Consider the following 23,277-nt stretch of genomic DNA (forward strand, 5'->3'; position numbering starts at 1 on the left):
CGCCAGGGGACGCGGCAAAGAATTACGTCATCCGTTCGTGGGGTTGTGACAAAGAAAAGCCACCGGTCGTTGCGCCTACGGACAGAGACCTGGACCACACCTCGTGGTTACTGTGCCGTTGAGGGTGGCGGCGTACCCTGTTCCGACAAGGGATTTTGCGACTCCGGAAGCACCGAATTCACTCTCCGCGTGGGCAAGCCCACTCATGGGGACGGGTCGTACGGCCGTGTTGGTTGTCCCTAAACTCAGCTTGTTCCTAGGAGGGAGTCATCGTGCGCAAGGTGCTCATCGCCAACCGTGGCGAAATCGCTGTCCGTGTCGCTCGGGCTTGCCGGGATGCCGGGATCGCCAGCGTCGCCGTATACGCCGATCCGGACCGGGACGCTCTGCACGTCCGCGCGGCCGACGAGGCGTTCGCACTGGGCGGTGACACCCCGGCAGCCAGCTATCTGGACATGGCCAAGGTGCTGCGCGCCGCCGCCGACTCCGGCGCGGACGCCATTCACCCGGGGTACGGATTCCTGTCGGAGAACGCGGAGTTCGCGCAGGCGGTGCTGGACGCCGGGCTGACCTGGATCGGCCCCCCGCCGCAGGCGATCCGCGATCTCGGTGACAAGGTCGCCGCCCGGCACATCGCGCAGCGCGCCGGTGCCCCGCTCGTCGCCGGCACCCCGGACCCGGTCTCCGGTTCCGACGAGGTGGTGGCGTTCGCGCGGGAGCACGGTCTGCCCATCGCCATCAAGGCCGCCTTCGGCGGCGGCGGCCGCGGTCTGAAGGTCGCCCGCACCCTCGAAGAGATCCCCGAGCTGTACGACTCCGCCGTCCGCGAGGCCGTCGCGGCGTTCGGCCGGGGCGAGTGCTTCGTCGAGCGCTACCTCGACAAGCCGCGCCACGTCGAGACCCAGTGCCTGGCCGACTCGCACGGCAACGTCGTCGTCGTCTCCACCCGGGACTGCTCGCTCCAGCGCCGCCACCAGAAGCTGGTCGAGGAGGCCCCGGCCCCCTTCCTCTCCGAGGCGCAGAACGCCCAGCTGTACTCCGCGTCGAAGGCGATCCTGAAGGAGGCCGGCTACGTCGGCGCCGGCACGGTCGAGTTCCTCGTCGGCATGGACGGCACGATCTCCTTCCTGGAGGTCAACACCCGTCTGCAGGTGGAGCACCCGGTGACCGAGGAGGTCACCGGCCTCGACCTGGTCCGCGAGATGTTCCGGATCGCCGACGGCGAGAAGCTGGGGTACGACGACCCGGCCGTGCGCGGTCACTCCTTCGAGTTCCGCATCAACGGCGAGGACCCGGGCCGGGGCTTCCTGCCCGCCCCGGGCACCGTCACCAAGTTCGACGCCCCGACCGGTCCCGGTGTCCGGCTCGACGCGGGTGTCGAGTCCGGCAGCGTCATCGGCCCCGCCTGGGACTCCCTCCTGGCGAAGCTGGTCGTCACCGGTGCCACCCGTGAACAGGCGCTCCAGCGCGCCGCCCGCGCGCTCGGCGAGTTCACCGTGGAGGGCATGGCGACCGCCATCCCGTTCCACCGCGCGGTCGTCGCCGACCCGGCGTTCACCTCGAACCCGTTCCGTATCCACACCCGGTGGATCGAGACCGAGTTCGTCAACGAGATCAAGCCCTTCACCTCCCCCGCCGAGGCGGACGAGGACGAGGGCAACCGGGAGATCGTCGTCGTCGAGGTCGGCGGCCGGCGCCTGGAGGTCTCGCTCCCCTCGTCGCTGGGCATGAGCCTCGCGCGCACGGGCCTGGCGGCCGGGGCGAAGCCGAAGCGCCGCGCGGCGAAGAAGGCCGGCTCCGCGGCGTCCGGCGACACCCTCGCCTCCCCCATGCAGGGCACCATCGTCAAGGTGGCCGTGGAAGAGGGCCAGGAGGTCAAGGAGGGCGACCTCGTCGTCGTCCTGGAGGCCATGAAGATGGAGCAGCCGCTCAACGCGCACCGCTCCGGCACGATCACCGGCCTCAGCGCCGAGGTGGGCGGCTCGCTCTCCTCCGGCGCCGCGATCTGCGAGATCAAGGGCTGACGCGGGTCACCCTCACCCGGAACACTCCGGCCCCGCCCGGTCCGTACGCCCTCCGCGTACGGACCGGGCGGGGCCTTCGCGCGTACCGGTGCCGGGCACCGATCCCCGGAGCGGAAGGGGGTGCGGGGCGGTCCGCGGGCGGGTGGAGCGGGCACGGTGGCATCCTGGAGCCGTGGAGACCCGGCAGGACGACCCCACCATGGCCCGCGTGACGCCGCCGCGCACGGCACCGAGCACCGCCCCGGCTCCGGACGGCGCCGGGGCTGCTTCCGGGCTGCCCGCGCCCGTCCCGGCACCCGGGCGGCCGATGCGGGCCGACGCCCGCCGCAACCACGACCGGCTGGTCGGCGAGGCCCGCACCCTCTTCGCCGAACAGGGCACCGACGCCTCGCTGGAGGACCTCGCCCGGCGCGCGGGGGTCGGGATCGGCACGCTGTACCGGCACTTCCCCACCCGGCACGCGCTGATGAACGCCGTCTTCCAGGACGCCCTGGCGGACCTGCTCGACCGCTCGTACGCCCTGGCGAGGGCGGAGCATCCGTGCCGGGCCCTGGTGGAGTGGCTCGGCGCGATCGTCCGGCACGCGGGCGAGTACCGGGGGCTGGCCCAGGGACTGCTGACGGCCTCGACGGACGCGACCTCTGCCCTGGCGCCCTGTCACGTCCCCCTGCGCGAGGCGGGGGCCCGGCTGCTGGCACGGGCGCAGGAGAGCGGGGCCGTACGGGCCGACGTGTCGATCGGCGATCTCCTGCAGCTGACCAACGCCATCGCGCTCGCCGCGGAGAAGAACCCCGGGGACCCGGGGCTGGCCGACCGGCTGCTCCTGCTGACGCTGCGAGGGCTCGAGGGCCGGGAGGACACGGCGCCGGTGCGCTGAGGCGCTGGTGCGCTGAGGTCCTCCGCCTCCCCGGCCCCGGGGTGCGGCGCTCACGGCGCGAACCCTCCGCGGGACCGGTCGACGGGACCTTCAGCGGCGGCGCAGGTCCGCCACGCGGGCGCGCTCCGGGCCGGGGTCGGCCAGTACCGCCGCACCGCGCAACTGCTGTCCGAGGCCGCCGTTCTGGGTGCGGCGCTGGCCCGGCAGGGGCATCTCGCGCCGGGCTCTGCCGCTCGGCGGGGCGTGCTCCGGGCCCGGGGCGCCGGAGGAGGTGGTGTCGGTGTCGCCACCCGCGAGGGTGATCTCGACGCCCTGGTCGGCCAGGGCCTGGATCTCGGCGGCGGCCCGCTCGTCCTGGGGCGGGGGCTCGTCCGTGACCAGCCGGGTGACCAGCTCCGTCGGCACCGTCTGGAACATGGTGTCGGCGCCGAGTTTGGTGTGGTCGGCGAGCACGACCACCTCGGCGGCGGCCTGCACCAGGGCGCGGTCGACGCTGGCCGAGAGCATGTTGGAGGTGGAGAGGCCGCGCTCGGCCGTCAGCCCGCTCCCGGACAGGAAGGCCCGGGAGACCCGCAGCCCCTGGAGGGACTGCTCGGCGCCGCTCCCCACCAGGGCGTAGTTGCTCCCGCGCAGGGTGCCGCCGGTCATCACGACCTCCACGCGGTTGGCGTGGGCGAGGGCCTGCGCGACCAGCAGGGAGTTGGTCACCACGGTCAGACCGGGCACCCGGGCGAGCCGGCGGGCCAGCTCCTGCGTGGTCGTACCGGCGCCGACGACGATGGCCTCGCCCTCACCGACCAGGCCGGCCGCCGCGTCGGCGATGGCCGTCTTCTCCGCGGACGAGAGATGGGATTTCTGCGGAAAGCCGGACTCCCGCGTAAAACCGCCCGGCAAGACCGCACCGCCGTGCCGGCGGTCGAGGAGTCCTTCTGCCTCCAGCGCCCGCACGTCCCGCCGTACGGTCACTTCGGAGGTCTGGACGACGCGGGCGAGCTCACGGAGCGATACCGCCCCGTTCGCGCGCACCATTTCGAGGATCAGTTGACGACGTTCTGCAGCGAACACAGAACTGACAGTAACCTGACCCACGCGCGTTTTCAGCGCATTGGGCCGGATTGCAGAAGTTGGCCACGAAGTGGGTCGCCAAGTGATATACGCGAAACCGATGTTGTCAGAGCTGTCCGCGGAGTCGCCGTCAGTTGCCGCCGGATCGACCGCCAGATGCGCACACCTGGTCGAGGAGCGGTCAGATGCGATCCGTTCGCTCCCCAACAGGCCCCTGCGCAACGGCGGTTGCCGAGGCGCGGGGGACGGTCGCGCGGGGTGACTAGATCTCGCCGTCGAGCTTCCGGGTGTGCAACTGGCGGGCCACCTCGGCGATCGAACCCGACAGGGACGGGTAGACCGTGAACGCGTTCGCGATCTGTTCCACCGTCAAGTTGTTGTCGACCGCGACCGAAATCGGATGAATGAGTTCGCTGGCGCGCGGCGCGACGACACAGCCGCCGACCACGATGCCGGTGCCGGGGCGGCAGAAGATCTTGACGAAGCCGTCCCGGATGCCGAGCATCTTGGCGCGCGGGTTGCGCAGCAGGGGGAGCTTGACGACCCGCGCCTCGATCTTCCCGGCGTCCACGTCGGCCTGGGTGCAGCCGACGGTGGCGATCTCCGGGTCGGTGAAGACGTTGGAGGAGACGGACTTCAGGTTCAGCGGGGCCACCGCGTCGCCGAGGAAGTGGTACATCGCGATCCGGCCCTGCATCGCGGCGACCGAGGCCAGCGCGAAGACCCCCGTGACGTCACCGGCGGCGTAGACACCGGGGGCGCTCGTGCGGGAGACCTTGTCGGTCTTGATGTGGCCGGACTCCTTGAGGTGGACGCCGGCCTCCTCCAGGCCCATGCCCTCGGTGTTCGGGATCGCGCCGACCGCCATCAGGCAGTGCGAGCCGGAGATGGTCCGGCCGTCCGCGAGGGTGACCTCCACCCGGTCGCCGACGCGCTTGGCGGCCTGGGCGCGGGAGCGGGCCATGACGTTCATGCCCCGGCGGCGGAACACGTCCTCCAGCACGGCGGCGGCGTCGGGGTCCTCGCCCGGCAGAACCCGGTCGCGGGAGGAGACGAGGGTGACCCGGGAACCGAGCGCCTGGTAGGCGCCGGCGAACTCGGCGCCGGTGACGCCGGAACCGACCACGATGAGCTCCTCGGGGAGTTCGTCGAGGTCGTAGACCTGGGTCCAGTTGAGGATGCGCTCGCCGTCGGGCTGCGCGTCCGGGATCTCGCGGGGGTGGCCGCCGGTGGCGATCAGGACCGCGTCGGCGGTGAGCCGCTCCTCGGTGCCGTCCACCGCGGTCACCACGACCTGGCGGGAGCCGTCGGCGGCCTGGAGGCCCTCCAGCCGGCCGCGGCCGCGCACCACCCGGGCACCGGACCGGGTGACGGAGGCGGTGATGTCGTGGGACTGCGCGAGCGCGAGGCGCTTCACCCGCCGGTTGACCTTGCCGAGGTCGACACCGACCACCCGGGCGGCCTGCTCCAGGTGCGGGGTGTCGTCCGCGACGATGATGCCCAGTTCCTCGTAGGAGGAGTCGAAGGTCGTCATCACCTCGGCGGTGGCGATCAGGGTCTTCGAGGGGACGCAGTCGGTGAGGACGGACGCGCCGCCGAGGCCGTCGCAGTCGACGACGGTGACGTCCGCCCCGAGCTGGGTGCCCACCAGTGCCGCCTCGTAGCCGCCGGGGCCGCCGCCGATGATCACGATCCTGGTCACGAAAAGTCCGCCTCGGGTGGTGTCGTCCCGCGGCCGTCTGCCGTCCCGGCCGGGGTCCGGGGGATCGCCCCGGGGGCATGCAGTACGTACTCCATTGTCCCGCACCCGCCGAGCCGCTTCGCTCCGGGGCCCTCCATCCGGGCCCCGCGGCCTTCCCCGCAGCTCGGGCGGGGTGGCCGGGCCGCCGCGCCGACGACCTCCCGGCGGCCCCGGGGGGCCTTCTCTTCCGGGCTGTTCCTGGCGGGAGTCCGGCACGTCGCGGCGCATCTCCCGTACCCTCGGACTCATGTCGCTCTACGCCGCGTACGCCGGCAACCTCGACGCGCGGCTGATGACGCGCCGCGCACCGCATTCCCCGCTGCGCGGTACGGGCTGGCTCAACGGCTGGCGGCTGACGTTCGGCGGGGAGCAGATGGGGTGGGAAGGTGCGCTGGCGACGGTCGTCGAAGCGCCGCGCTCCCAGGTCTTCGTCGCCCTCTACGACGTGGCTCCGATGGACGAGGACTCCCTGGACCGCTGGGAGGGTGTCGGCCTCGACATCTACCGGCGGATGCGGGTGCGCGTGCACACCCTGGACGGCGAGGAGCCGGCCTGGATGTACGTGCTCAACGGGTACGAGGGCGGGTTGCCCTCCGCCCGCTACCTCGGCGAGGTGGCCGACGCGGCGGAGTCCGCCGGGGCCCCGCACGACTACGTGATGGAGTTGCGCAAGCGTCCCTGCTGACCCGGACGGGTCCGTGTTCCACGTACCCCGCGGGTCCGGTGCGCCGCTTCGGGAGTCCTGCTCCCGCCCTCCTCGGCGTACGGGGACACGGAGGGACCGGAGGAGGTCCGCGCCGGTCCATCTACGCGCGTAGGGATTCAGCGGTTACCCTCGTGCGGTGAACGCATCTGTTATTCCGGACAACATCCAGGACGACCCGCACGCGGTGGCCGCCGATGCCGCCGCCAGGCTGCGCGAGCTGACCGGCGCCGAGACCCACGACGTGGTCCTCGTGATGGGGTCCGGGTGGGGGCCCGCGGGCGATGCGCTCGGGGTCCCGGACGCCGAGTTCCCGGTCACGCACCTGCCCGGATTCCCGCCCCCCGCGGTCGAGGGCCACGGCGGCACGGTCCGCTCGTACCTCATCGGCGGCAAGCGCGTGCTGGTCTTCCTCGGCCGCACCCACTTCTACGAGGGCCGGGGCGTCGCCGCCGTCGCCCACGGCGTCCGTACGGCCGTCGCAGCGGGATGCCGGACCGTCGTGCTGACCAACGGCTGCGGCGGACTGCGCGAGGGCATGCGCCCGGGACAGCCGGTACTGATCTCCGACCACATCAACCTCACCGCCACCTCCCCGATCATCGGCGCCAACTTCGTCGACCTGACCGACCTCTACTCCCCCCGGCTGCGGACGCTCTGCCAGGAGATCGACCCCTCGCTGGAAGAGGGCGTGTACGTGCAGTTCCCCGGCCCGCACTACGAGACCCCGGCCGAGATCGGCATGGTCCGCGCGATGGGCGGCGACCTGGTGGGCATGTCCACCGTGCTGGAGGCCATCGCGGCGCGCGAGGCGGGCGCGGAGGTGCTCGGCATCTCGCTGGTGACCAACCTCGCCGCCGGTCTCTCCGGCGAACCGCTCAATCACGAAGAGGTCCTGCAGGCGGGCCGGGACTCGGCCGCGCGCATGGGCGACCTGCTGGCCCGGGTACTGAGACAGATCTGACCGGCCGGGCGCCGGCGCGCACCCCGCGTGGCCGGCGCCGGCCCCCGTACCGGACGCATCCCCGTCATCCCCGAAGGGTGGACCCCCGTGCAGCACGACGACCTCCTCGACCGGGCCAGGGCCTGGCAGGCCGAGGACCCGGACCCCGAGACGCGGGACGAACTGGGCCGGCTGATCGCCGCCGACGGCCCCGCAGCCCGCGCCGAGCTCGCCGCGCGCTTCGCGGGCACCCTCCAGTTCGGCACCGCCGGGCTGCGCGGGGAGCTGGGCGCCGGGCCGATGCGGATGAACCGGTCCGTCGTGATCCGGGCCGCCGCCGGACTCGCCGCGTACCTCAGGGCCCGGGCGGGCCGGGGAGACGCTCCCGGCCTCGTCGTCATCGGCTACGACGCCCGCTACCGCTCGGCCGACTTCGCCCGGGACACCGCCGCGGTGATGACCGGGGCCGGGCTGCGCGCCGCCGTGCTGCCGCGCCCGCTGCCGACCCCCGTCCTCGCGTACGCCGTACGGCACCTGGGGGCCGTCGCCGGCGTGGAGGTCACCGCGAGCCACAACCCGCCGCGCGACAACGGCTACAAGGTCTACCTGGGCGACGGCTCGCAGATCGTGCCCCCGGCGGACGCGGAGATCGCCGCGGCCATCGCGGCGGTCGGCCCGCTCGCCGGGGTGGACCGCCCCGAGGGCGGCTGGCAGGTCCTCGGCGACGAGGTCCTCGACGCCTACCTGGCCCGGACCGACGCCGTCCTCTCCGCCGGCTCCCCGCGCACCGCCCGGACCGTCTACACGGCGATGCACGGTGTCGGCACCTCCGTGCTGACCGCCGCCTTCGAGCGGGCCGGGTTCCCGGCGCCGGTGCTCGTCGCCGAACAGGCCGAGCCCGACCCGGCCTTCCCCACCGTCGCGTTCCCCAACCCGGAGGAACCGGGCGCGATGGACCTCTCCTTCGCGACCGCGCGACGGGTGGAGCCCGACCTGGTCATCGCCAACGACCCGGACGCGGACCGCTGCGCCGTCGCCGTCCCGGACCCGGCGGCCGACGGCGGCTGGCGGATGCTGCGCGGCGACGAGGTCGGCGCCCTGCTCGCGGCGCACCTGGTGGACCGCGGCGCCGAGGGCGTCCTCGCCGCCTCGATCGTCTCCTCCTCGCTGCTCGGCCGGATCGCCGAACGGGCCGGTCTCGGGTACGAGGAGACGCTGACCGGCTTCAAGTGGATCGCCCGCGTGGACGGCCTGCGCTACGGCTACGAGGAGGCGCTCGGCTACTGCGTCGACCCCGACGGCGTACGGGACAAGGACGGCATCACCGCCGCGCTGGTCGTCGCCGAGCTCGCCTCGGTGCTCAAGGAGCGCGGCCGCACCCTGCTCGACCTGCTGGACGATCTGGCGCTCGCGCACGGCCTGCACGCGACCGACCAGCTCTCGGTCCGGGTGGAGGACCTCTCGGTCATCGCCGACGCCATGGAGCGGCTGCGGGAGCGGCCGCCCGTCGCGCTGGCCGGACTGGCGGTGACCTCGGCGGAGGACCTCTCGAAGGGTTCCGCGCCGCTGCCGCCCACGGACGGGCTGCGCTACCGGCTGGACGGGGCCCGGGTGATCGTCCGCCCGAGCGGGACCGAGCCGAAGCTGAAGTGCTACCTGGAGGTCGTCGTGCCGGTCGCCTCGGCGGACGGGCTGCCCGCCGCGCGGGCCCGGGCGGCGGAGCTGCTGGCCGGGATCAGGCGGGACCTCTCCGCCGCGGCCGGCATCTGACCCCCGGGCGTCCGGCCGGCGGCAGCAGACGCACCGCACACGGCAGCCGGCGCACGGCACACGGAAGCGGGCCGGTCCTCCCGAGGGAGGGCCGGCCCGCCCGTTCGTGCGGGACGCCCGTGCCGGGGGCCGTCGTCAGCCGGTGGCGAAGAGGACCGCCAGCGCGATCGCGCCCGCGACCGCGGGCGCGATGATCTCCCAGGCCCAGCGGACCGAGGCGGACACCTCGGGCCCCCCGGGCGCGGCGATGCCCTGCGAGGCGGCGGCGGCCCGCAGCTCGGCGTCGTCGTGGGCGAGCTGGCGAAGTTCCGACACCGCCTGGTCGGCCGCGGCGGGACGCACCTGGCCCTCGGCGAGCCCTCCCCCGCGCTGGGCGGCCGTCGACTGGCGCAGCGCCCGCTTCCGGTCGCGCAGCGAGACGGGCAGCGCCCACACCTGGTACTTCGTGCCACCGGTGGTGTACAGCTCGGTCGAGTACGCGGCGCGGATGCCCTCCACCGCCGACCACGGCAGCGTGATCGTGCGGAACGGGTTGCGGACCAGGATGCGCCGGGTTCCGGCCAGCACGGCGGGCCGCAGCGTGAGGGCGATCACCAGGGGCGCCACCAGCGCCGTCGCCGACAGCGCCTGCCACGGCGCACGGCCCTCCCCGGTGAAGAGCGCGTCGCCGAGCAGCCAGGCGATCAGCAGGAGCAGCAGTACGCCGGCCACCATCGCGGCACCCGACCGGTAGGTGCGGTCGGCGTAGGTGGGCTCGTCGGGGGGCGTGGAGCTCGTCATGGCCCGATTGTGCCTGACGCCGGGCCGGGCACGGGGCGGCCGGGTCCCGCCCGGGGGTCCGGCGCGCGCGGGGGCCCGCGCGGAGCACTTCGCGGGCCGCACCCCCCTGTACAGGTCGCTACGCGCGTAGATATGCTCCCCTGGTGACCATGCCCACCTCTGCACCCGCATTCTCCGGCGCGACCGCGTCCGACGGTGCGTTGCGCCGCTTCCTGCACGGGCTGCCCGGCGTCGACGCCGTCGGCCTCGAAGCGCGCGCCGCCTCGCTCGGCACCCGGTCGATCAAGACGACGGCCAAGGCGTACGCGATCGATCTCGCCATCTCGATGATCGACCTGACGACGCTGGAAGGCGCGGACACCCCGGGCAAGGTCCGGGCGCTCTGCGCGAAGGCCCTGCACCCCGATCCGACCGACCGGACCACCCCGCGCACCGCCGCGGTCTGCGTCTACCCCGACATGGCGGCGACCGCGGTCGCCGCGCTGGCCGGCTCGGAGGTGAAGGTGGCGTCCGTGGCGACGGCCTTCCCGGCCGGCCGCGCGGCGCTCCCCGTCAAGCTCGCGGACGTCCGCGACGCGGTGGCGGCCGGGGCCGACGAGATCGACATGGTGATCGACCGGGGCGCGTTCCTGGCCGGCCACTACCTCAAGGTGTACGAGGAGATCACGGCTGTGAAGGCCGAGTGCGGCAGCGCCCGCCTCAAGGTCATCTTCGAGACCGGCGAGCTCTCCACGTACGACAACATCCGCCGCGCCTCCTGGCTCGGGATGCTGGCCGGCGCCGACTTCATCAAGACGTCGACGGGCAAGGTCGCGACCAGCGCCACGCCCGCCAACACCCTGCTGATGCTGGAGGCCGTCCGCGACTTCCGCCGTGAGACCGGCGTCCAGATCGGCGTGAAGCCCGCGGGCGGCATCCGCACGACCAAGGACGCGGTCAAGTTCCTGGTCCTGGTCAACGAGACCGCGGGCGAGGACTGGCTGGACAACCACTGGTTCCGGTTCGGCGCCTCCGGCCTGCTGAACGATCTGCTGATGCAGCGCCAGAAGCTCAGCACCGGCCGTTACTCCGGCCCCGATTACGTGACGGTGGACTGATCCCCATGGCATCTGCATTCGAGTACGCCCCCGCCCCCGAGTCGCGGTCGGTCGTCGACATCGCGCCCTCGTACGGCCTGTTCATCGACGGTGAGTTCACCGAGGCCGCCGACGGCAAGGTTTTCAAGACCGTCTCGCCGAGCAGCGAGGAGGTCCTCTCCGAGGTCGCCCGCGCGGGCGAGGCGGACGTGGACCGCGCGGTCCGTGCGGCCCGCAAGGCGTTCGAGAAGTGGTCGGCGCTGCCCGGCTCCGAACGCGCCAAGTACCTCTTCCGGATCGCCCGGATCGTCCAGGAGCGCAGCCGTGAGCTGGCCGTGCTGGAGACCCTGGACAACGGCAAGCCGATCCGGGAGACCCGCGACACCGACCTCCCGCTGGTCGCGGCGCACTTCTTCTACTACGCGGGCTGGGCGGACAAGCTCGGCCACGCCGGTTTCGGCGCGGACCCGCGCCCGCTGGGCGTGGCCGGCCAGGTCATCCCGTGGAACTTCCCGCTGCTGATGCTGGCGTGGAAGATCGCCCCGGCGCTCGCCGCCGGTAACACGGTGGTCCTCAAGCCGGCCGAGACGACCCCTCTCTCGGCCCTGTTCTTCGCGGACATCTGCCGCCAGGCGGGTCTGCCGAAGGGCGTCGTCAACATCCTCACCGGGTACGGCGACGCGGGCGCGGCCCTCGTGGTGCACCCGGACGTGAACAAGGTCGCCTTCACCGGCTCCACCGCCGTGGGCAAGGCCATCGCCCGGCAGGTCGCGGGGACCGACAAGAAGGTCACCCTGGAGCTGGGCGGCAAGGGCGCCAACATCGTCTTCGACGACGCCCCCGTCGACCAGGCGGTGGAGGGGATCGTCACCGGCATCTTCTTCAACCAGGGCCAGGTCTGCTGCGCGGGCTCCCGCCTCCTGGTGCAGGAGTCGGTCCACGACGAGGTGCTGGACGCGCTGAAGCGGCGGCTGACCACGCTGCGCCTCGGCGACCCGCTGGACAAGAACACCGACATCGGCGCGATCAACTCCGCGGAGCAGCTCTCCCGGATCACCGCGCTGGTGGAGACGGGCGAGGCGGAGGGCGCGGAGCGCTGGAGCGCGCCGTGCGCACTGCCGTCCTCGGGTTACTGGTTCGCGCCGACGCTCTTCACCGGCGTCACCCAGGCCCACACGGTCGCCCGGGACGAGATCTTCGGCCCGGTGCTCTCGGTGCTGACCTTCCGCACCCCCGACGAGGCCGTCGCCAAGGCCAACAACACGCAGTACGGCCTGTCGGCGGGCATCTGGACGGAGAAGGGCTCCCGCATCCTCGCGGTGGCGAACAGGCTCCGGGCGGGCGTCGTCTGGGCCAACACGTTCAACAAGTTCGACCCCACCTCGCCGTTCGGCGGGTACAAGGAGTCGGGCTACGGCCGCGAGGGCGGCCGTCACGGCCTGGAGGCGTACCTCGATGTCTGAGCAGGAATCGACCAACGGCTCGGCCGTGCGGCGCCTCGGCGTCTTCAAGACCTACAAGCTGTACGTCGGGGGCAAGTTCCCCCGCTCCGAGAGCGGCCGGGTGTACGAGGTGACCGACTCCAAGGGCAAGTGGCTCGCGAACGCCCCCCAGTCGTCCCGCAAGGACGCGCGGGACGCGGTCGTCGCGGCCCGCAAGGCTTTCGGCGGCTGGTCCGGCGCGACCGCCTACAACCGCGGCCAGATCCTCTACCGCGTCGCCGAGATGCTGGAGGGGCGCCGGGACCAGTTCGTCCGCGAAGTGGCCGAGGCCGAAGGGCTGTCGAAGTCCAGGGCGGCGGCCGTGGTGGACGCGGCGGTGGACCGCTGGGTCTGGTACGCGGGGTGGACCGACAAGATCGGCCAGGTCGTGGGCGGGGCCAACCCGGTCGCGGGGCCGTACTTCAACCTGTCGACGCCCGAGCCGACCGGTGTGGTCGCCGTCCTGGCGCCGCAGCGCTCGTCGTTCCTCGGGCTGGTCTCGGTGATCGCCCCGGTGATCGCGACCGGGAACACGGCCGTGGTGGTCGCCTCCGCCGGAGCCCCGCTGCCGGCGCTCTCGCTGGGCGAGGTACTGGCCACCTCCGACCTGCCCGGCGGGGTGGTGAACCTGCTCTCCGGTGCCACCGCCGAGCTGGCGGCCCCGCTCGCGGCCCACCAGGACGTCAACGCCGTTGACCTCACCGGCGCGGACACGGCGCTGGCGAAGGAGCTGGAGATCGCGGCGGCCGACAACCTGAAGCGCGTACTCCGTCCACAGGCTGTGGACGGGGCGGCGGACCCGGCGGCCGAACCGGACTGGACCGCCGACCCGGGTACGCACCGGCTGACCGCGTTCCTGGAGACGAAGACGGTCTGGCACCCCACGGGGGCGCTGGGCGTCTCCGGCTCGTCGTACTGACGCGGCGGCGGGTCCGTCCGGGACGGGGTGACGGGGGCCGGCCCCACGAGGAGGCAGGCCCCCGTCCGCGTGTCCCGGGCGACTCCGCGGTCAGCGCGCCCCGGTGATCAGGCCGGTGGCCGGCCCCACCAGGGGCAGGTCGCGGAGCGCGCCGCCGTCGGTCAGGTGATCGGTGACCAGGGCGGTGGAGACCGGCTTGAAGTCCGCGACCTGCGTGCCCACCGCGTTGTCCAGCGGGTCCGATCCGGTCTTCGCCAGCGGGTCCAGCTGGAGGGCGGTGATCGGGGCGATGCTGTTCGACAACGCGCCGGTCAGCGCGGGAGCCGCCGCGTCGGTCACCGCCGACAGGGCCGCCTCCGCGCTGTCGCCCGCCTCGGTCAGGGCCGGGGGCGTGGCAGCCTGCGCGGACGCGGCGCCCGCGCCGAGCGCGGCGCCCATCGCGGTGACGGTCAGCCCGGCGCGCAGCAGGACGCGCCGCGAGGGCCTGGTTCGTGCGTGACGTGCCATTTTTCCCACCTGATCGACTTCGTTTCGGTAGCCGTACGTGCGCGCAGAGTAGTGGAGATGTGATGCTCGATACCAACAGGACTCCCGAGGGGTCGCCTGCTCGGGTCATGCCTCACACTTTTGTTCTGTGAGTTCCCAACCGATCCCGACGCGCGTGGTCCTCCTCGCAGGACCCTCCGGCTCCGGGAAGTCCTTCCTCGCCGCCCGTACCGGTCTTCCGGTGCTGCGGCTGGACGACTTCTACAAGGAGGCCAACGATCCGACCCTGCCCCAGGTCACCGGCAGCACGGACATCGACTGGGACTCCGCGGAGTCCTGGGACATGGAGTCGGCCGTCGCCGCCGTCGCGGAACTCTGCCGGACCGGCAGCACCCGGGTGCCGGTCTACGACATCTCCCTGAGCGCGCGCACGGGCACCGAAGTGCTGCACATCGACCGTTCACCGCTCTTCGTGGCCGAAGGCATCTTCGCGGCGGACATCGTCGGGCGCTGTCAGGAGTTGGGCCTGCTCGCCGACGCGATCTGCCTGCGCGGGCGCCCTTCGACCACGTTCCGCCGGAGACTGGTGCGGGACCTGCGCGAGGGCCGCAAGTCGGTGGCGTTCCTGCTGCGGCGCGGCTGGCGGCTGATGCGCGCCGAGCGCCGGATCGTGGCCCGCCAGGCGGCGTTGGGCGCCCACCCGTGCGGCAAGGAAGAGGCGCTCGGCCGGCTGGCCGCGGCCGCGGCGGGCCGCTGCCGCCGCACCCCGGCGGGGAGCGGTACGGCGTAACGGGCGGCCCGCCGGCCGGGCGGGACGTGACCGGCGGGAACGGCGGACGGGGCCGTACGGGCCCCCCAGCCCGTACGGCCCCGCCGCTTTTCCGTGCCCCCGTGTCCCCCGAGGTCCCCCCGTCGCCCGCCGTTTCCCCCCGGAGCGGCGGGCTCCGTCGTTCCCCCGTCGCCCTTCAGGCCACCAGCTCGCCGAAGGACTCCTTCTCGTCACGTCCGAAGCTGAGGACCTCGTCCTCGCGCAGCCGGCGGAGCGACCGCCAGATGCTGGACTTCACCGTGCCGACACTGATGTCGAGGATGGCCGCGATCTCCGGGTCGGTGCGCCCCTCGTAGTAGCGCAGGACCAGCATGGTGCGCTGGAGTTCGGGCAGCCGGGCGAGTGCCTGCCAGAGCACCGCGCGCAGTTCCGTGCCGCGCATCGCGTCCGTGTCGCCGACCGTCTCCGGCAGCTCCTCGGTCGGGTACTCGTTGAGCTTGCGGCGGCGCCAGGCACTGATGTGCAGGTTGGTCATCGTGCGGCGCAGGTAGCCGCCGACGGCCGCCTTGTCACTGATCCTGTCCCACGCCCGGTAGGTCGAGAAGAGGGCGCTCTGCAGCAGGTCCTCGGCCTCGAACCGGTCGCCGGTCAGGTGGTAGGCGGTCGCGTACAGGGAGGCGCGGCGCTCCTGGACGTAGGCCGTGAACGCCGCTTCGGCGTCCTCGGCCCCCGCCAGGGGCGTCCGCTCCCCCGTGGTGCCCTCCCCGTACGCGCTTCCCCCGTGTCCCCGGTACGTTCCCCCGTACGTGCTGCCGCCGACGTCCCCCGCGTCGGCGACCGGTGTCAGCGAAGGGTGCTGACGCCCGGTGCCGCGAACGCACCCCCGCCCGTTCACCGCACCCGACTTCTCCGGGATCCTGCCGACATCGTGGAGACGCGTGACCACTGCGCTGGAGCCGGTGCGCTGCAGCTGCCGTGCGTTCATCGTGCGCCCCCTGTCGGTGGAGTCCGTTCGAACCGTGTGCCAACGAGTCTGACCGGGCAGTTTCATGGCACTGTCCGCCGACTGTCACAGAGCTGTCACAGGCCCCGTGAGGTCGTAACCGCCCCAACCGGGTTCGCGCGGCGGGGCCGTGCCGCGACCCCGGCCACGCTCCGCGGGGCGGCGCGTGAGGGCGCGGGCGGACAGGAAGTGGTGCCCCACGGTCGAACTGCGGCGCCACCATGGGCCAGAATGGCGTCCGTGCCTTTCCTGTTGCTGATCGAGGACGACGACGCCATCCGCACGGCCCTCGAACTCTCGCTGTCACGCCAGGGCCACCGAGTGGTCACCGCGGCGACGGGAGAGGACGGCCTCAACCTCCTCCGGGAGCAGCGACCCGACCTGGTGGTGCTGGACGTGATGCTGCCCGGCATCGACGGTTTCGAGGTCTGCCGGCGCATCCGCCGCACCGACCAGCTGCCCATCATCCTGCTGACGGCGCGCAGCGACGACATCGACGTGGTGGTGGGCCTGGAGTCGGGCGCCGACGACTACGTGGTGAAGCCGGTGCAGGGCCGGGTGCTGGACGCGCGCATCCGGGCCGTACTGCGGCGCGGGGAGCGGGAGTCGACGGACTCGGCGACCTTCGGGAGCGTGGTCATCGACCGCTCCGCGATGACGGTGACCAAGGACGGGGCGGATCTCCAGCTGACCCCGACGGAGCTGCGGCTCCTGCTGGAGCTGAGCCGCCGGCCCGGACAGGCCCTGTCCCGGCAGCAGTTGCTGCGGCTGGTGTGGGAACACGACTACCTCGGCGATTCGCGGCTCGTGGACGCCTGCGTGCAGCGGCTGCGGGCGAAGGTGGAGGACGTGCCGTCCTCGCCGACGCTGATCCGTACGGTGCGGGGCGTGGGGTACCGGCTGGACTCGCCTCAGTGAGTGGACGTGCCGGGCGCACGGTCCGTGCGGGCCTGCGCTGGAGCAGTCTGCGGCTGCGGCTGGTGGTGGTGTTCGGGCTGGTGGCCCTGACGGCGGCGGTGTCGGCGTCGGCGATCGCGTACTGGCTCAACCGCGAGGCGGTGCTGACCCGTACGCAGGACGCGGCGCTCGGGGACTTCCGGCGGCAGATGCAGAACCGGGCGGCGTCGCTGCCGTTGCGGCCCACCAAGGACGATCTCCAGTCCGCAGCCGCGCAGATGGCGGACAGCGGACCGGGGTACGCGGTGCTGCTGGAGGACGAGCGGGACGGCGGGAAGCCGATCGTCGGCTACTCCGACCTGGACACCTTCACCAAGGTGGACGTGCCCGGCTCGCTGGAGCGGCAGGTCGCCGCGAAGCAGAAGCGGACCTCGGGCAACGCGGACGAGTACCACCTCTTCTGGCAGCGCACGAGCATCGGCGGCACTCCGTACCTGGTGGCGGGGACCCGGATCATCGGCGGCGGGCCGACCGGCTACATGCTGAAGTCGCTCGACCAGGAGCGCGAGGACCTCAACTCCCTGGCCTGGTCGCTGGGGATCGCGACCACACTGGCGCTGGTCGGCTCGGCGCTGCTCGCGCAGGCCGCGGCGACGACCGTGCTCCGGCCGGTGCAGCGACTCGGTGACGCGGCGCGCAAGCTGGGCGAGGGGAAGCTGGACACCCGGCTGGTGGTCTCCGGAACGGACGAACTCGCCGAACTCTCCCGTACGTTCAACCGGGCCGCCGGTTCGCTGGAGAAGAAGGTCGCGGACATGAGTGCGCGGGAGGAGTCCAGCCGCCGGTTCGTCGCGGACATGTCCCACGAACTGCGTACGCCGCTCACCGCGATCACCGCGGTGGCGGAGGTGCTGGAGGACGAGGCGGACAGTCTCGACCCGATGATCGCGCCCGCCGTGCACCTGGTGGTGAGCGAGACCCGGCGGCTCAACGACCTGGTGGAGAACCTCATGGAGGTCACCCGCTTCGACGCGGGGACGGCCCGGCTGGTCCTGGACACGGTGGACGTCGCCGACCAGGTCACCGCCTGCATCGACGCCCGGGCCTGGCTGGACGCGGTCGAACTGGACGCGGAGCGCGGCATGATGGTGCGGCTCGACCCGCGCCGGCTCGACGTGATCCTGGCGAATCTGATCGGCAACGCGCTCAAGCACGGCGGTTCACCCGTGCGGGTGCGCGTACGCACCGAGGGTGAGGAACTGGTCATCGAGGTACGCGACCACGGGCCGGGGATCCCCGGGGACGTGCTGCCGCACGTCTTCGACCGGTTCTACAAGGCGAGCGCGTCCCGTCCGCGCTCCGAGGGCAGCGGCCTCGGGCTGTCGATCGCCATGGAGAACGCGCTCATCCACGGCGGCACCATCTCCGCCGCCAACTCCCCGGACGGCGACGGCGCGGTGTTCGTCCTGCGGCTGCCGCGCGACGCCGAGGACGGCGGCGCCGCGGACACCGACGCCGGCGACGCCGGCGCGGACGGCGGGGCGTCGTGAGACCGGCGGGAGTGCGCCGTCCGCTCACCGGGCTGGCCCTGGCCGCGGCCGCCGCCGCCCTGGTGACGGGGTGCGGCATCCGGTCCACCACGGTGCCGGTCGACGCGGGGGCGGCGCCCTCCCGGGTGCCCTGCCGCACGGCGGGTCAGGGTTCCGGCTCGCAGTCGGCCGAGGAGCTGGTGCGGGTCTATCTGGTCTGCGCGTCGGAGCTGGTGGCGGTCGACCGTACGCTCCCGGACGCCGAGCGGAACCTCGGGCGGCTGGGGCTGGCGCGGGCGCTGCTGGCGCAGATCCGGCAGTCGCCGCTCGCCGTCGAGCGGCGCGCCGGCTTCACCACGGGCGTTCCCTCGGACCTGACCGTCGGGGAGGCGGCCTCGGACGATCCGGCGGGCGTCCTGCGGCTGAGCGCCCAGCCGGAGGACCTGTCCGCCGAGGCTCTGGCCCAGGTGGTGTGCACCTTCGCCGAGGAGAGCGCCCTCGTCACCGACGGCTCGGTCTGGCTCGGCGGTCCGAGCGACTACGCCCCGCGCGGGTACCTCTGCACGACGGAGACGAAGGCGCGGCCGCAGAACGTCCCGACGCGGAGCACGCCGCCGGCCGGCTGAGCAGGCGGTGGGCGGCTGAGCAGGCGGTGGACGGCGGCGCCCGGTGCGGTGGGGGCGCCGGTGCGGTGGGGGCCGGTCTGCGGTGCGTGTCGCTGCGGCTCCCGGCACGATCGCTCCGACGGGGCGGACGAGAGTGCAGGGGGCGGCGTGGCGGGTGGGGCGCCGCGGGGGCGCGCGTGCCGTGCTCTGCGCCACTTCGCGCCGTCCGCCCGGAACCGTTCGCTCGGGGACCGGCGTCTAGGGGGGCGTGCGACAAGGTCCCGGCGGTCAGGCCGTCACCCGGTTCCGCGTGGTGGGGTTCACTCTTCTCCTCGCGCATCTCGTGGTCGTCGGGTGGCTGACCCTGCGCCCCCTGGACGTCCCCTGGATGACCGCCGCGAATTTCACGCCCCTCGACGGCATCCGGGCGGACCTCGCGCTCGGCCCCGGGGCGGCGGTGCGCCGGATAGGCGCGGGGCTGCTGCTGCTGGCGCCGCTCGGGTTCCTGCTGCCGATGGCGGACGCCCGGCTCACCGTCTCCCCCTGGGCGTCCCTGGTCCGTACGACCGCCGCCGGGGCGCTGATCTCCCTCGCCATCGAGCTGGGGCAGACCGGGGTGCCCGGGCAGGTGGTGGACATCGACTCGCTGCTGCTGAACACGGTGGGGGTACTCCTGGCCCATCTGCTGGTGGTGCCGTGCGTACGGGCCCGGCTGCGGCGCCGGCGCCGGCTCACCGCCCCCGCGCCGTCGGGCGCGGAGCCGGACGGCACCCCTCAGGGCTCCACCCCGACGATTACCAGGGTTGGGGTCGCACCGTAGAGGGAGGCACCGGCCACCCCGGCGGAGCGACCATGGATACATCGGGAGCGCCGCAGCGGCTGCTCCCCCGGTCCCCTCAAGGAGCCCACCATGGCCGCACCGGTTCGCCCTCGTGACGGACGCATGATCGCCGGAGTGTGCGCGGCGCTGGCACAGCGCTTCGGTACCTCCGCGACGACCATGCGCGTCATCTTCCTGGTCTCGTGCTTGCTTCCCGGTCCGCAGTTCCTCGTCTACCTGGCGCTGTGGGTCCTGCTGCCCGGGGAGAAGTCCTCGTCGGGCACCACCTCCGCGACGGCCTGGTGATCCGGGCACGACGGGGGCACGGCAGCAGCGCGGAGACGTACGTCAGTGGGGCACCCGGCCGGTCAGGCCGGGTGCCCCACTGACGTACGGGACCGGGTGGAGGTTTCCGGGTCAGCCGCCGAGCGGGATGCCGTTCAGGTCGAGGCCCTTGGTCGGCAGTCCGCCGAGGAGCTGGGTGACGGGCGCGGCGGCGTCGGTGGCCTTGCCGCCGAGGAGGCTGCCGGTGGTCTCCTTGACCGGGAGGGTCTGGGCGGCGTGGCCCAGGTTCGACAGACCGTCGGTGGAGACGGGCAGGGCGCTGCCCGCGTCGAGCGGGAGCGCGGAGGCGGCCGAGGCGCTGCCGGCGGCGGCAGCGGCGAAGGCGGCACCGAGAGCGGCGACACCGAGGATGCGGGCGGAGGAGAGCTTCATGGCTTTTTCCTTGGAGAAAGGGAATGCGGGCGGCTCTGCAAAGTAGCCACCGGGTTCCCCGCTCCGCAAATGGCACGACACGCGGAAAAGGGCCGGGGAATGTGTTCCCCGGCCCTCGCCGATCCTTCCCGTTCAGTCCTGTTCGAGCGCGGAGACGCTGGTCGCGGCGGTCTGACTGAACAGCCACGCGGACTTCAGTTCGGCGTATCCCGGCTTCACCACGTCGTTGATCATCGCGAGACGTTCATCGAAAGGAATGAATGCTGATTTCATCGCATTGACGGTGAACCACTGCATGTCGTCGAGCGTGTATCCGAAAGTCTCGGTCAGCCGCTCGAATTCCTGGCTCATGCTCGTCCCGCTCATCAGGCGGTTGTCGGTGTTGACCGTGGCGCGGAAGTGCAAGGTGCGCAGCAGCCCGATCGGGTGCTGCGCGTAGGAGGCGGCAGCGCCGGTCTGGAGGTTCGAGGTGGGGCAGAGCTCCAGCGGGATGCGCTTGTCGCGCACGTAGGAGGCGAGGCGGCCGAGCTTGACCGTGCCGTCCTCGGCGATCTCGATGTCGTCGATGATCCGGACCCCGTGGCCGAGCCGGTCGGCGCCGCACCACTGGAGGGCCTGCCAGATCGAGGGCAGCCCGAACGCCTCGCCGGCGTGGATGGTGAAGTGGTTGTTCTCCCGCTTGAGGTACTCGAAGGCGTCCAGGTGGCGGGTGGGGGGGAATCCGGCCTCGGCGCCCGCGATGTCGAAGCCCACGACCCCGGTGTCCCGGTAGCGGTTGGCGAGTTCGGCGATCTCCAGCGAGCGTGCGGCGTGCCGCATGGCGGTGAGCAGCGCGCCGACCCGGATGCGACGCCCGGCCTCGCGGGCCAGCCGCTCCCCCGCGCGAAAGCCCTCGTTGACCGCCTCCACGACCTCTTCGAGGGTGAGCCCGCCGGTCAGGTGCTGCTCGGGGGCGTACCGCACCTCGGCGTAGACGACGCCGTCCTCGGCGAGGTCCTGGGCGCACTCGGAGGCGACGCGGACGAGCGCCTCGCGGGTCTGCATGACGGCGCAGGTGTGGGCGAACGTCTCCAGGTAGCGCTCGAGCGAACCGGAGTCGGCCGCCTCGCGGAACCAGGTCCCCAGCTTGTCGGGGTCGCTCTCCGGCAGGTCCTCGTACCCCTGGTCACGGGCGAGTTCGACGATGGTGCCCGGGCGCAGCCCGCCGTCGAGGTGGTCGTGGAGGAGCACCTTCGGGGCGCGGCGGATCTGGTCGGCGTCGGGGGCGTGGCGCAACTGGCTCGTCATCCGGGCACTCTAACGCCTACGCGCGTAGATCGCCGAGGGACGATACGTAACAGTGACAGTGCGGACAGGTGGAGTACACCCGTGCTTCTGACACTGTTCTGTTGTGACCACGCGCGCGCTTCCCCTGCCCACTGCCCGGCTCGGGCGGCCCGTACGGGCCGCAGGACCGTCCCCGGAGGTCGGTGGCGTCGTCCTGCTGCTCCCGGACGGAGCCGTCGAATCCCGCCGCCGGCCCTCCGCCTTCTCGTACGCCGGCCAGCTGCCGTTCGCCCGCGCGCTGGCGCGGGCCGGGCGGGACGACGGGCTGACCGTGCACGTCCTGCACTACCGCCACCGGGGCTGGAACGCCGGGGACGCCGACCCGGCGGCGGACGCCGGGTGGGCGGCGGACGAGGTGGTGCGCCGCTACGGCGACGTGCCGGTCTGTCTCGTCGGCCACGGCATGGGCGGCCGGGCGGCGCTGCGCGCCGGGGGGCATCCGGCGGTCGCCGCCGTACTGGCGATGGCGCCCTGGCTCCCGGGGCAGGCCGGACCTCCCGCCCGGACCGGCCCGGAGGCGTCGGCCGAGCCGGTGAAGCAGCTGGCCGGGCGCCGGGTGCTCATCGTGCACGGCACCAACGACTCCCACACCGACCCCGAGCTCTCCTTCCGGCTGGCCGCCCGGGCCAAGAAGGCCAACCGGGACACCTGCCGCTTCGAGGTCCACTCGGACGGTCACGCCCTGCGCGAGCACCGGGCCGAGGTGGTGGCGCTCGCCGCCGACTTCGTCCGGGGCTCGCTCTTCGGCCGCTCCTACGCCCGGCCGGTCGCCGACGCCCTCGCCGCGCCGCCGCCGCTGGGTCTGCGGATGCCGCTGGCCGCCGGGTTCGGCCGGACGCTGCGGCGCTGAAGCGCGTCGCGGAAGACGGCGGCGCCCGCGGCTGCCGCCGGCGCCGCAACGGGCCGGCCGGCCCCTTGCGGAATGCCGGCGCTCAGAGCTTCCCGTGCGCCGCGAGGCGGGTGAGGCTGCGGTCGTGCGCGCGGCTGAGGAGCAGCAGGGAGAAGACGGCGCCGATCAGCGCGCAGAACATGTCCCACTGGGTGTCCCACACGTCGCCCTGGGTGGCGAGGAACGAGTCGGCGGCCTGTCCGCCGGTGACGGCCGCCAGCCACTCGAGCATCTCGAAGACGGCGCTGAAGGCGAGGCAGGCGCACACGACCAGCGGGGGGAGCCAGCGGCTGCCGCGCAGGGGCGAGGTGCGGACGAGGAGTTCCCGGACCAGGATCGCGGGCACGAATCCCTGCATGAGGTGGCCGAGGCGGTCGTACGGGTTGCGTTCCAGGCCGAGCCGGTCGCGCACCCAGTCACCGGCCGGGACCTCGGCGTACGTGTAGTGCCCGCCCACCATGAGGACGAGGGCGTGGACGGCCAGCAGTCCGCAGAGCATCCCGCTCAGCGGGAACCGCCGGCGCAGCAGGAACAGGACCGGCAGCCCCAGCATGACCCACACCGTCTCCAGTACCCAGGTGCCGGGCTCCTTGGCGCCCAGGGCGGACAGCACGAGCGCCGCGGCGACGGCGGGCGCGAGAACGGCGGGCAGCAGGCGGCCGGTGCGGCCGGTGGCCGACGGGACACCCGGCGAGAGGCCGTCGGACGGGTGGGTGGCGGACATCAGGAGCTCCTCGTGTCGGGGGTGTACCGCCATCCTCCGGCGCGCCGCGGGGCCCCGCCTGAGTGCGGCTACTCAACGCCCCCGGGTTTCCTACCTGGTGGCGGATGCGTGGAGCAGCGCCGTGCGACGGTCG

Annotated in this window: 23 protein-coding genes; 15 read left to right on the forward strand and 8 right to left on the reverse strand. The window is 73.1% G+C overall.

Translation table 11 applies throughout. The features are described 5' to 3' along the window. Positions 1–272: 272 nt before the first annotated feature. Both PZB77_RS10900 and PZB77_RS10905 read left to right on the forward strand, forming a co-directional pair. A complete protein-coding gene (locus tag PZB77_RS10900; RefSeq protein ID WP_275492378.1) occupies positions 273–2,024 on the forward strand; it encodes a biotin carboxylase N-terminal domain-containing protein in 1,752 nt (583 codons plus the stop codon). Between the two features lie 307 nt (positions 2,025–2,331). Further along, positions 2,332–2,901, forward strand: coding sequence for a TetR/AcrR family transcriptional regulator (locus tag PZB77_RS10905; protein ID WP_275496007.1), 570 nt, complete (start codon positions 2,332–2,334; stop codon positions 2,899–2,901). 90 nt (positions 2,902–2,991) lie between these two features. On the opposite strand, the gene PZB77_RS10910 is transcribed toward PZB77_RS10905, so the two are convergent. Together PZB77_RS10910 and PZB77_RS10915 are read right to left on the reverse strand one after the other, a co-directional pair. Continuing rightward, the gene (locus PZB77_RS10910) at positions 2,992–3,966 is read right to left on the reverse strand and encodes a DeoR/GlpR family DNA-binding transcription regulator (RefSeq protein ID WP_275492379.1); all 975 of its coding nucleotides are present in this window, start codon (positions 3,964–3,966) and stop codon (positions 2,992–2,994) included. Positions 3,967–4,228: 262 nt separating this feature from the next. Further along, entirely contained in the window at positions 4,229–5,668 is a 1,440-nt protein-coding gene (locus PZB77_RS10915) for an NAD(P)H-quinone dehydrogenase (RefSeq protein WP_275492380.1), read from the reverse strand. A gap of 286 nt (positions 5,669–5,954) precedes the next feature. On the opposite strand from PZB77_RS10915, the gene PZB77_RS10920 reads away from it, so the two are divergent. From PZB77_RS10920 to PZB77_RS10930, 3 genes are all read left to right on the forward strand, one after another. Beyond that, positions 5,955–6,392, forward strand: a complete 438-nt coding sequence (locus PZB77_RS10920) for a gamma-glutamylcyclotransferase (RefSeq protein WP_275492381.1) — start codon at positions 5,955–5,957, stop codon at positions 6,390–6,392. Between the two features lie 157 nt (positions 6,393–6,549). Next, entirely contained in the window at positions 6,550–7,374 is an 825-nt protein-coding gene (locus tag PZB77_RS10925) for a purine-nucleoside phosphorylase (protein ID WP_275492382.1), read from the forward strand. An 87-nt stretch (positions 7,375–7,461) separates the two neighbouring features. Next, positions 7,462–9,123, forward strand: coding sequence for a phospho-sugar mutase (locus PZB77_RS10930; RefSeq protein WP_275492383.1), 1,662 nt, complete (start codon positions 7,462–7,464; stop codon positions 9,121–9,123). Positions 9,124–9,258: 135 nt separating this feature from the next. Here PZB77_RS10930 and PZB77_RS10935 read toward each other — a convergent pair whose 3' ends face one another. Next, positions 9,259–9,903 carry a PH domain-containing protein gene (locus tag PZB77_RS10935; RefSeq protein ID WP_275492384.1) on the reverse strand — a complete coding sequence of 215 codons (645 nt, stop codon included), beginning with the start codon at positions 9,901–9,903 and terminating at the stop codon, positions 9,259–9,261. 149 nt (positions 9,904–10,052) lie between these two features. Between PZB77_RS10935 and deoC the strand changes: the two genes are divergently transcribed. From deoC to PZB77_RS10950, 3 genes are read left to right on the forward strand one after another with little or no spacing between them, the layout of a single operon-like run. Continuing rightward, on the forward strand, positions 10,053–11,000 hold the full coding sequence (gene deoC, locus PZB77_RS10940) for a deoxyribose-phosphate aldolase (protein ID WP_275492385.1): 948 nt from the start codon (positions 10,053–10,055) through the stop codon (positions 10,998–11,000). 5 nt (positions 11,001–11,005) lie between these two features. Beyond that, positions 11,006–12,442: an aldehyde dehydrogenase family protein gene (locus PZB77_RS10945; RefSeq protein WP_275492386.1), complete on the forward strand. Its 1,437-nt coding sequence runs from the start codon at positions 11,006–11,008 to the stop codon at positions 12,440–12,442. Beyond that, positions 12,435–13,379: an aldehyde dehydrogenase family protein gene (locus PZB77_RS10950; RefSeq protein WP_275492387.1), complete on the forward strand. Its 945-nt coding sequence runs from the start codon at positions 12,435–12,437 to the stop codon at positions 13,377–13,379. Before PZB77_RS10945 ends, PZB77_RS10950 begins: the two co-directional genes overlap by 8 nt. Before the next feature lie 90 nt (positions 13,380–13,469). Here the strand turns inward: PZB77_RS10950 and PZB77_RS10955 are convergent, their stop codons facing one another. Then, a complete protein-coding gene (locus PZB77_RS10955; RefSeq protein ID WP_275492388.1) occupies positions 13,470–13,886 on the reverse strand; it encodes a hypothetical protein in 417 nt (138 codons plus the stop codon). 127 nt (positions 13,887–14,013) lie between these two features. On the opposite strand from PZB77_RS10955, the gene PZB77_RS10960 reads away from it, so the two are divergent. Beyond that, on the forward strand, positions 14,014–14,655 hold the full coding sequence (locus tag PZB77_RS10960) for a uridine kinase (RefSeq protein ID WP_275492389.1): 642 nt from the start codon (positions 14,014–14,016) through the stop codon (positions 14,653–14,655). Positions 14,656–14,830: 175 nt separating this feature from the next. Here the strand turns inward: PZB77_RS10960 and PZB77_RS10965 are convergent, their stop codons facing one another. Continuing rightward, a complete protein-coding gene (locus PZB77_RS10965) occupies positions 14,831–15,619 on the reverse strand; it encodes a SigE family RNA polymerase sigma factor (RefSeq protein WP_275492390.1) in 789 nt (262 codons plus the stop codon). A 258-nt stretch (positions 15,620–15,877) separates the two neighbouring features. Here PZB77_RS10965 and afsQ1 point away from each other — a divergent pair, with 258 nt between their 5' ends. The 5 genes from afsQ1 to PZB77_RS10990 all read left to right on the forward strand — a co-directional run bounded on the left by afsQ1 (position 15,878) and on the right by PZB77_RS10990 (position 19,794). Continuing rightward, the gene (afsQ1, locus tag PZB77_RS10970) at positions 15,878–16,555 is read left to right on the forward strand and encodes a two-component system response regulator AfsQ1 (protein ID WP_275496008.1); all 678 of its coding nucleotides are present in this window, start codon (positions 15,878–15,880) and stop codon (positions 16,553–16,555) included. Then, the gene (locus tag PZB77_RS10975) at positions 16,552–18,084 is read left to right on the forward strand and encodes a HAMP domain-containing sensor histidine kinase (protein ID WP_275492391.1); all 1,533 of its coding nucleotides are present in this window, start codon (positions 16,552–16,554) and stop codon (positions 18,082–18,084) included. The genes afsQ1 and PZB77_RS10975 overlap by 4 nt, the downstream gene beginning before the upstream one ends. Next, positions 18,081–18,689 carry a hypothetical protein gene (locus PZB77_RS10980; protein WP_275492392.1) on the forward strand — a complete coding sequence of 203 codons (609 nt, stop codon included), beginning with the start codon at positions 18,081–18,083 and terminating at the stop codon, positions 18,687–18,689. The genes PZB77_RS10975 and PZB77_RS10980 overlap by 4 nt, the downstream gene beginning before the upstream one ends. 247 nt (positions 18,690–18,936) lie before the next feature. Then, positions 18,937–19,488, forward strand: a complete 552-nt coding sequence (locus tag PZB77_RS10985) for a VanZ family protein (RefSeq protein ID WP_275492393.1) — start codon at positions 18,937–18,939, stop codon at positions 19,486–19,488. A gap of 90 nt (positions 19,489–19,578) precedes the next feature. Beyond that, positions 19,579–19,794 (forward strand): PspC domain-containing protein, encoded by a 216-nt coding sequence (locus PZB77_RS10990; protein ID WP_275492394.1) that lies wholly within the window; start codon positions 19,579–19,581, stop codon positions 19,792–19,794. A gap of 111 nt (positions 19,795–19,905) precedes the next feature. Here the strand turns inward: PZB77_RS10990 and PZB77_RS10995 are convergent, their stop codons facing one another. Together PZB77_RS10995 and PZB77_RS11000 are read right to left on the reverse strand one after the other, a co-directional pair. Further along, the gene (locus tag PZB77_RS10995; RefSeq protein ID WP_275492395.1) at positions 19,906–20,205 is read right to left on the reverse strand and encodes a hypothetical protein; all 300 of its coding nucleotides are present in this window, start codon (positions 20,203–20,205) and stop codon (positions 19,906–19,908) included. A 132-nt stretch (positions 20,206–20,337) separates the two neighbouring features. Beyond that, the gene (locus PZB77_RS11000; protein WP_275492396.1) at positions 20,338–21,492 is read right to left on the reverse strand and encodes an adenosine deaminase; all 1,155 of its coding nucleotides are present in this window, start codon (positions 21,490–21,492) and stop codon (positions 20,338–20,340) included. 103 nt (positions 21,493–21,595) lie between these two features. Between PZB77_RS11000 and PZB77_RS11005 the strand changes: the two genes are divergently transcribed. Beyond that, positions 21,596–22,381, forward strand: coding sequence for an alpha/beta hydrolase (locus PZB77_RS11005; RefSeq protein WP_275492397.1), 786 nt, complete (start codon positions 21,596–21,598; stop codon positions 22,379–22,381). An 82-nt stretch (positions 22,382–22,463) separates the two neighbouring features. Here PZB77_RS11005 and PZB77_RS11010 read toward each other — a convergent pair whose 3' ends face one another. Next, positions 22,464–23,144, reverse strand: coding sequence for a DUF2238 domain-containing protein (locus PZB77_RS11010; protein WP_275492398.1), 681 nt, complete (start codon positions 23,142–23,144; stop codon positions 22,464–22,466). Positions 23,145–23,277 lie beyond the last annotated feature (133 nt).

It is taken from the genome of Streptomyces sp. AM 2-1-1, from assembly GCF_029167645.1.
GTDB lineage: Bacteria > Actinomycetota > Actinomycetes > Streptomycetales > Streptomycetaceae > Streptomyces.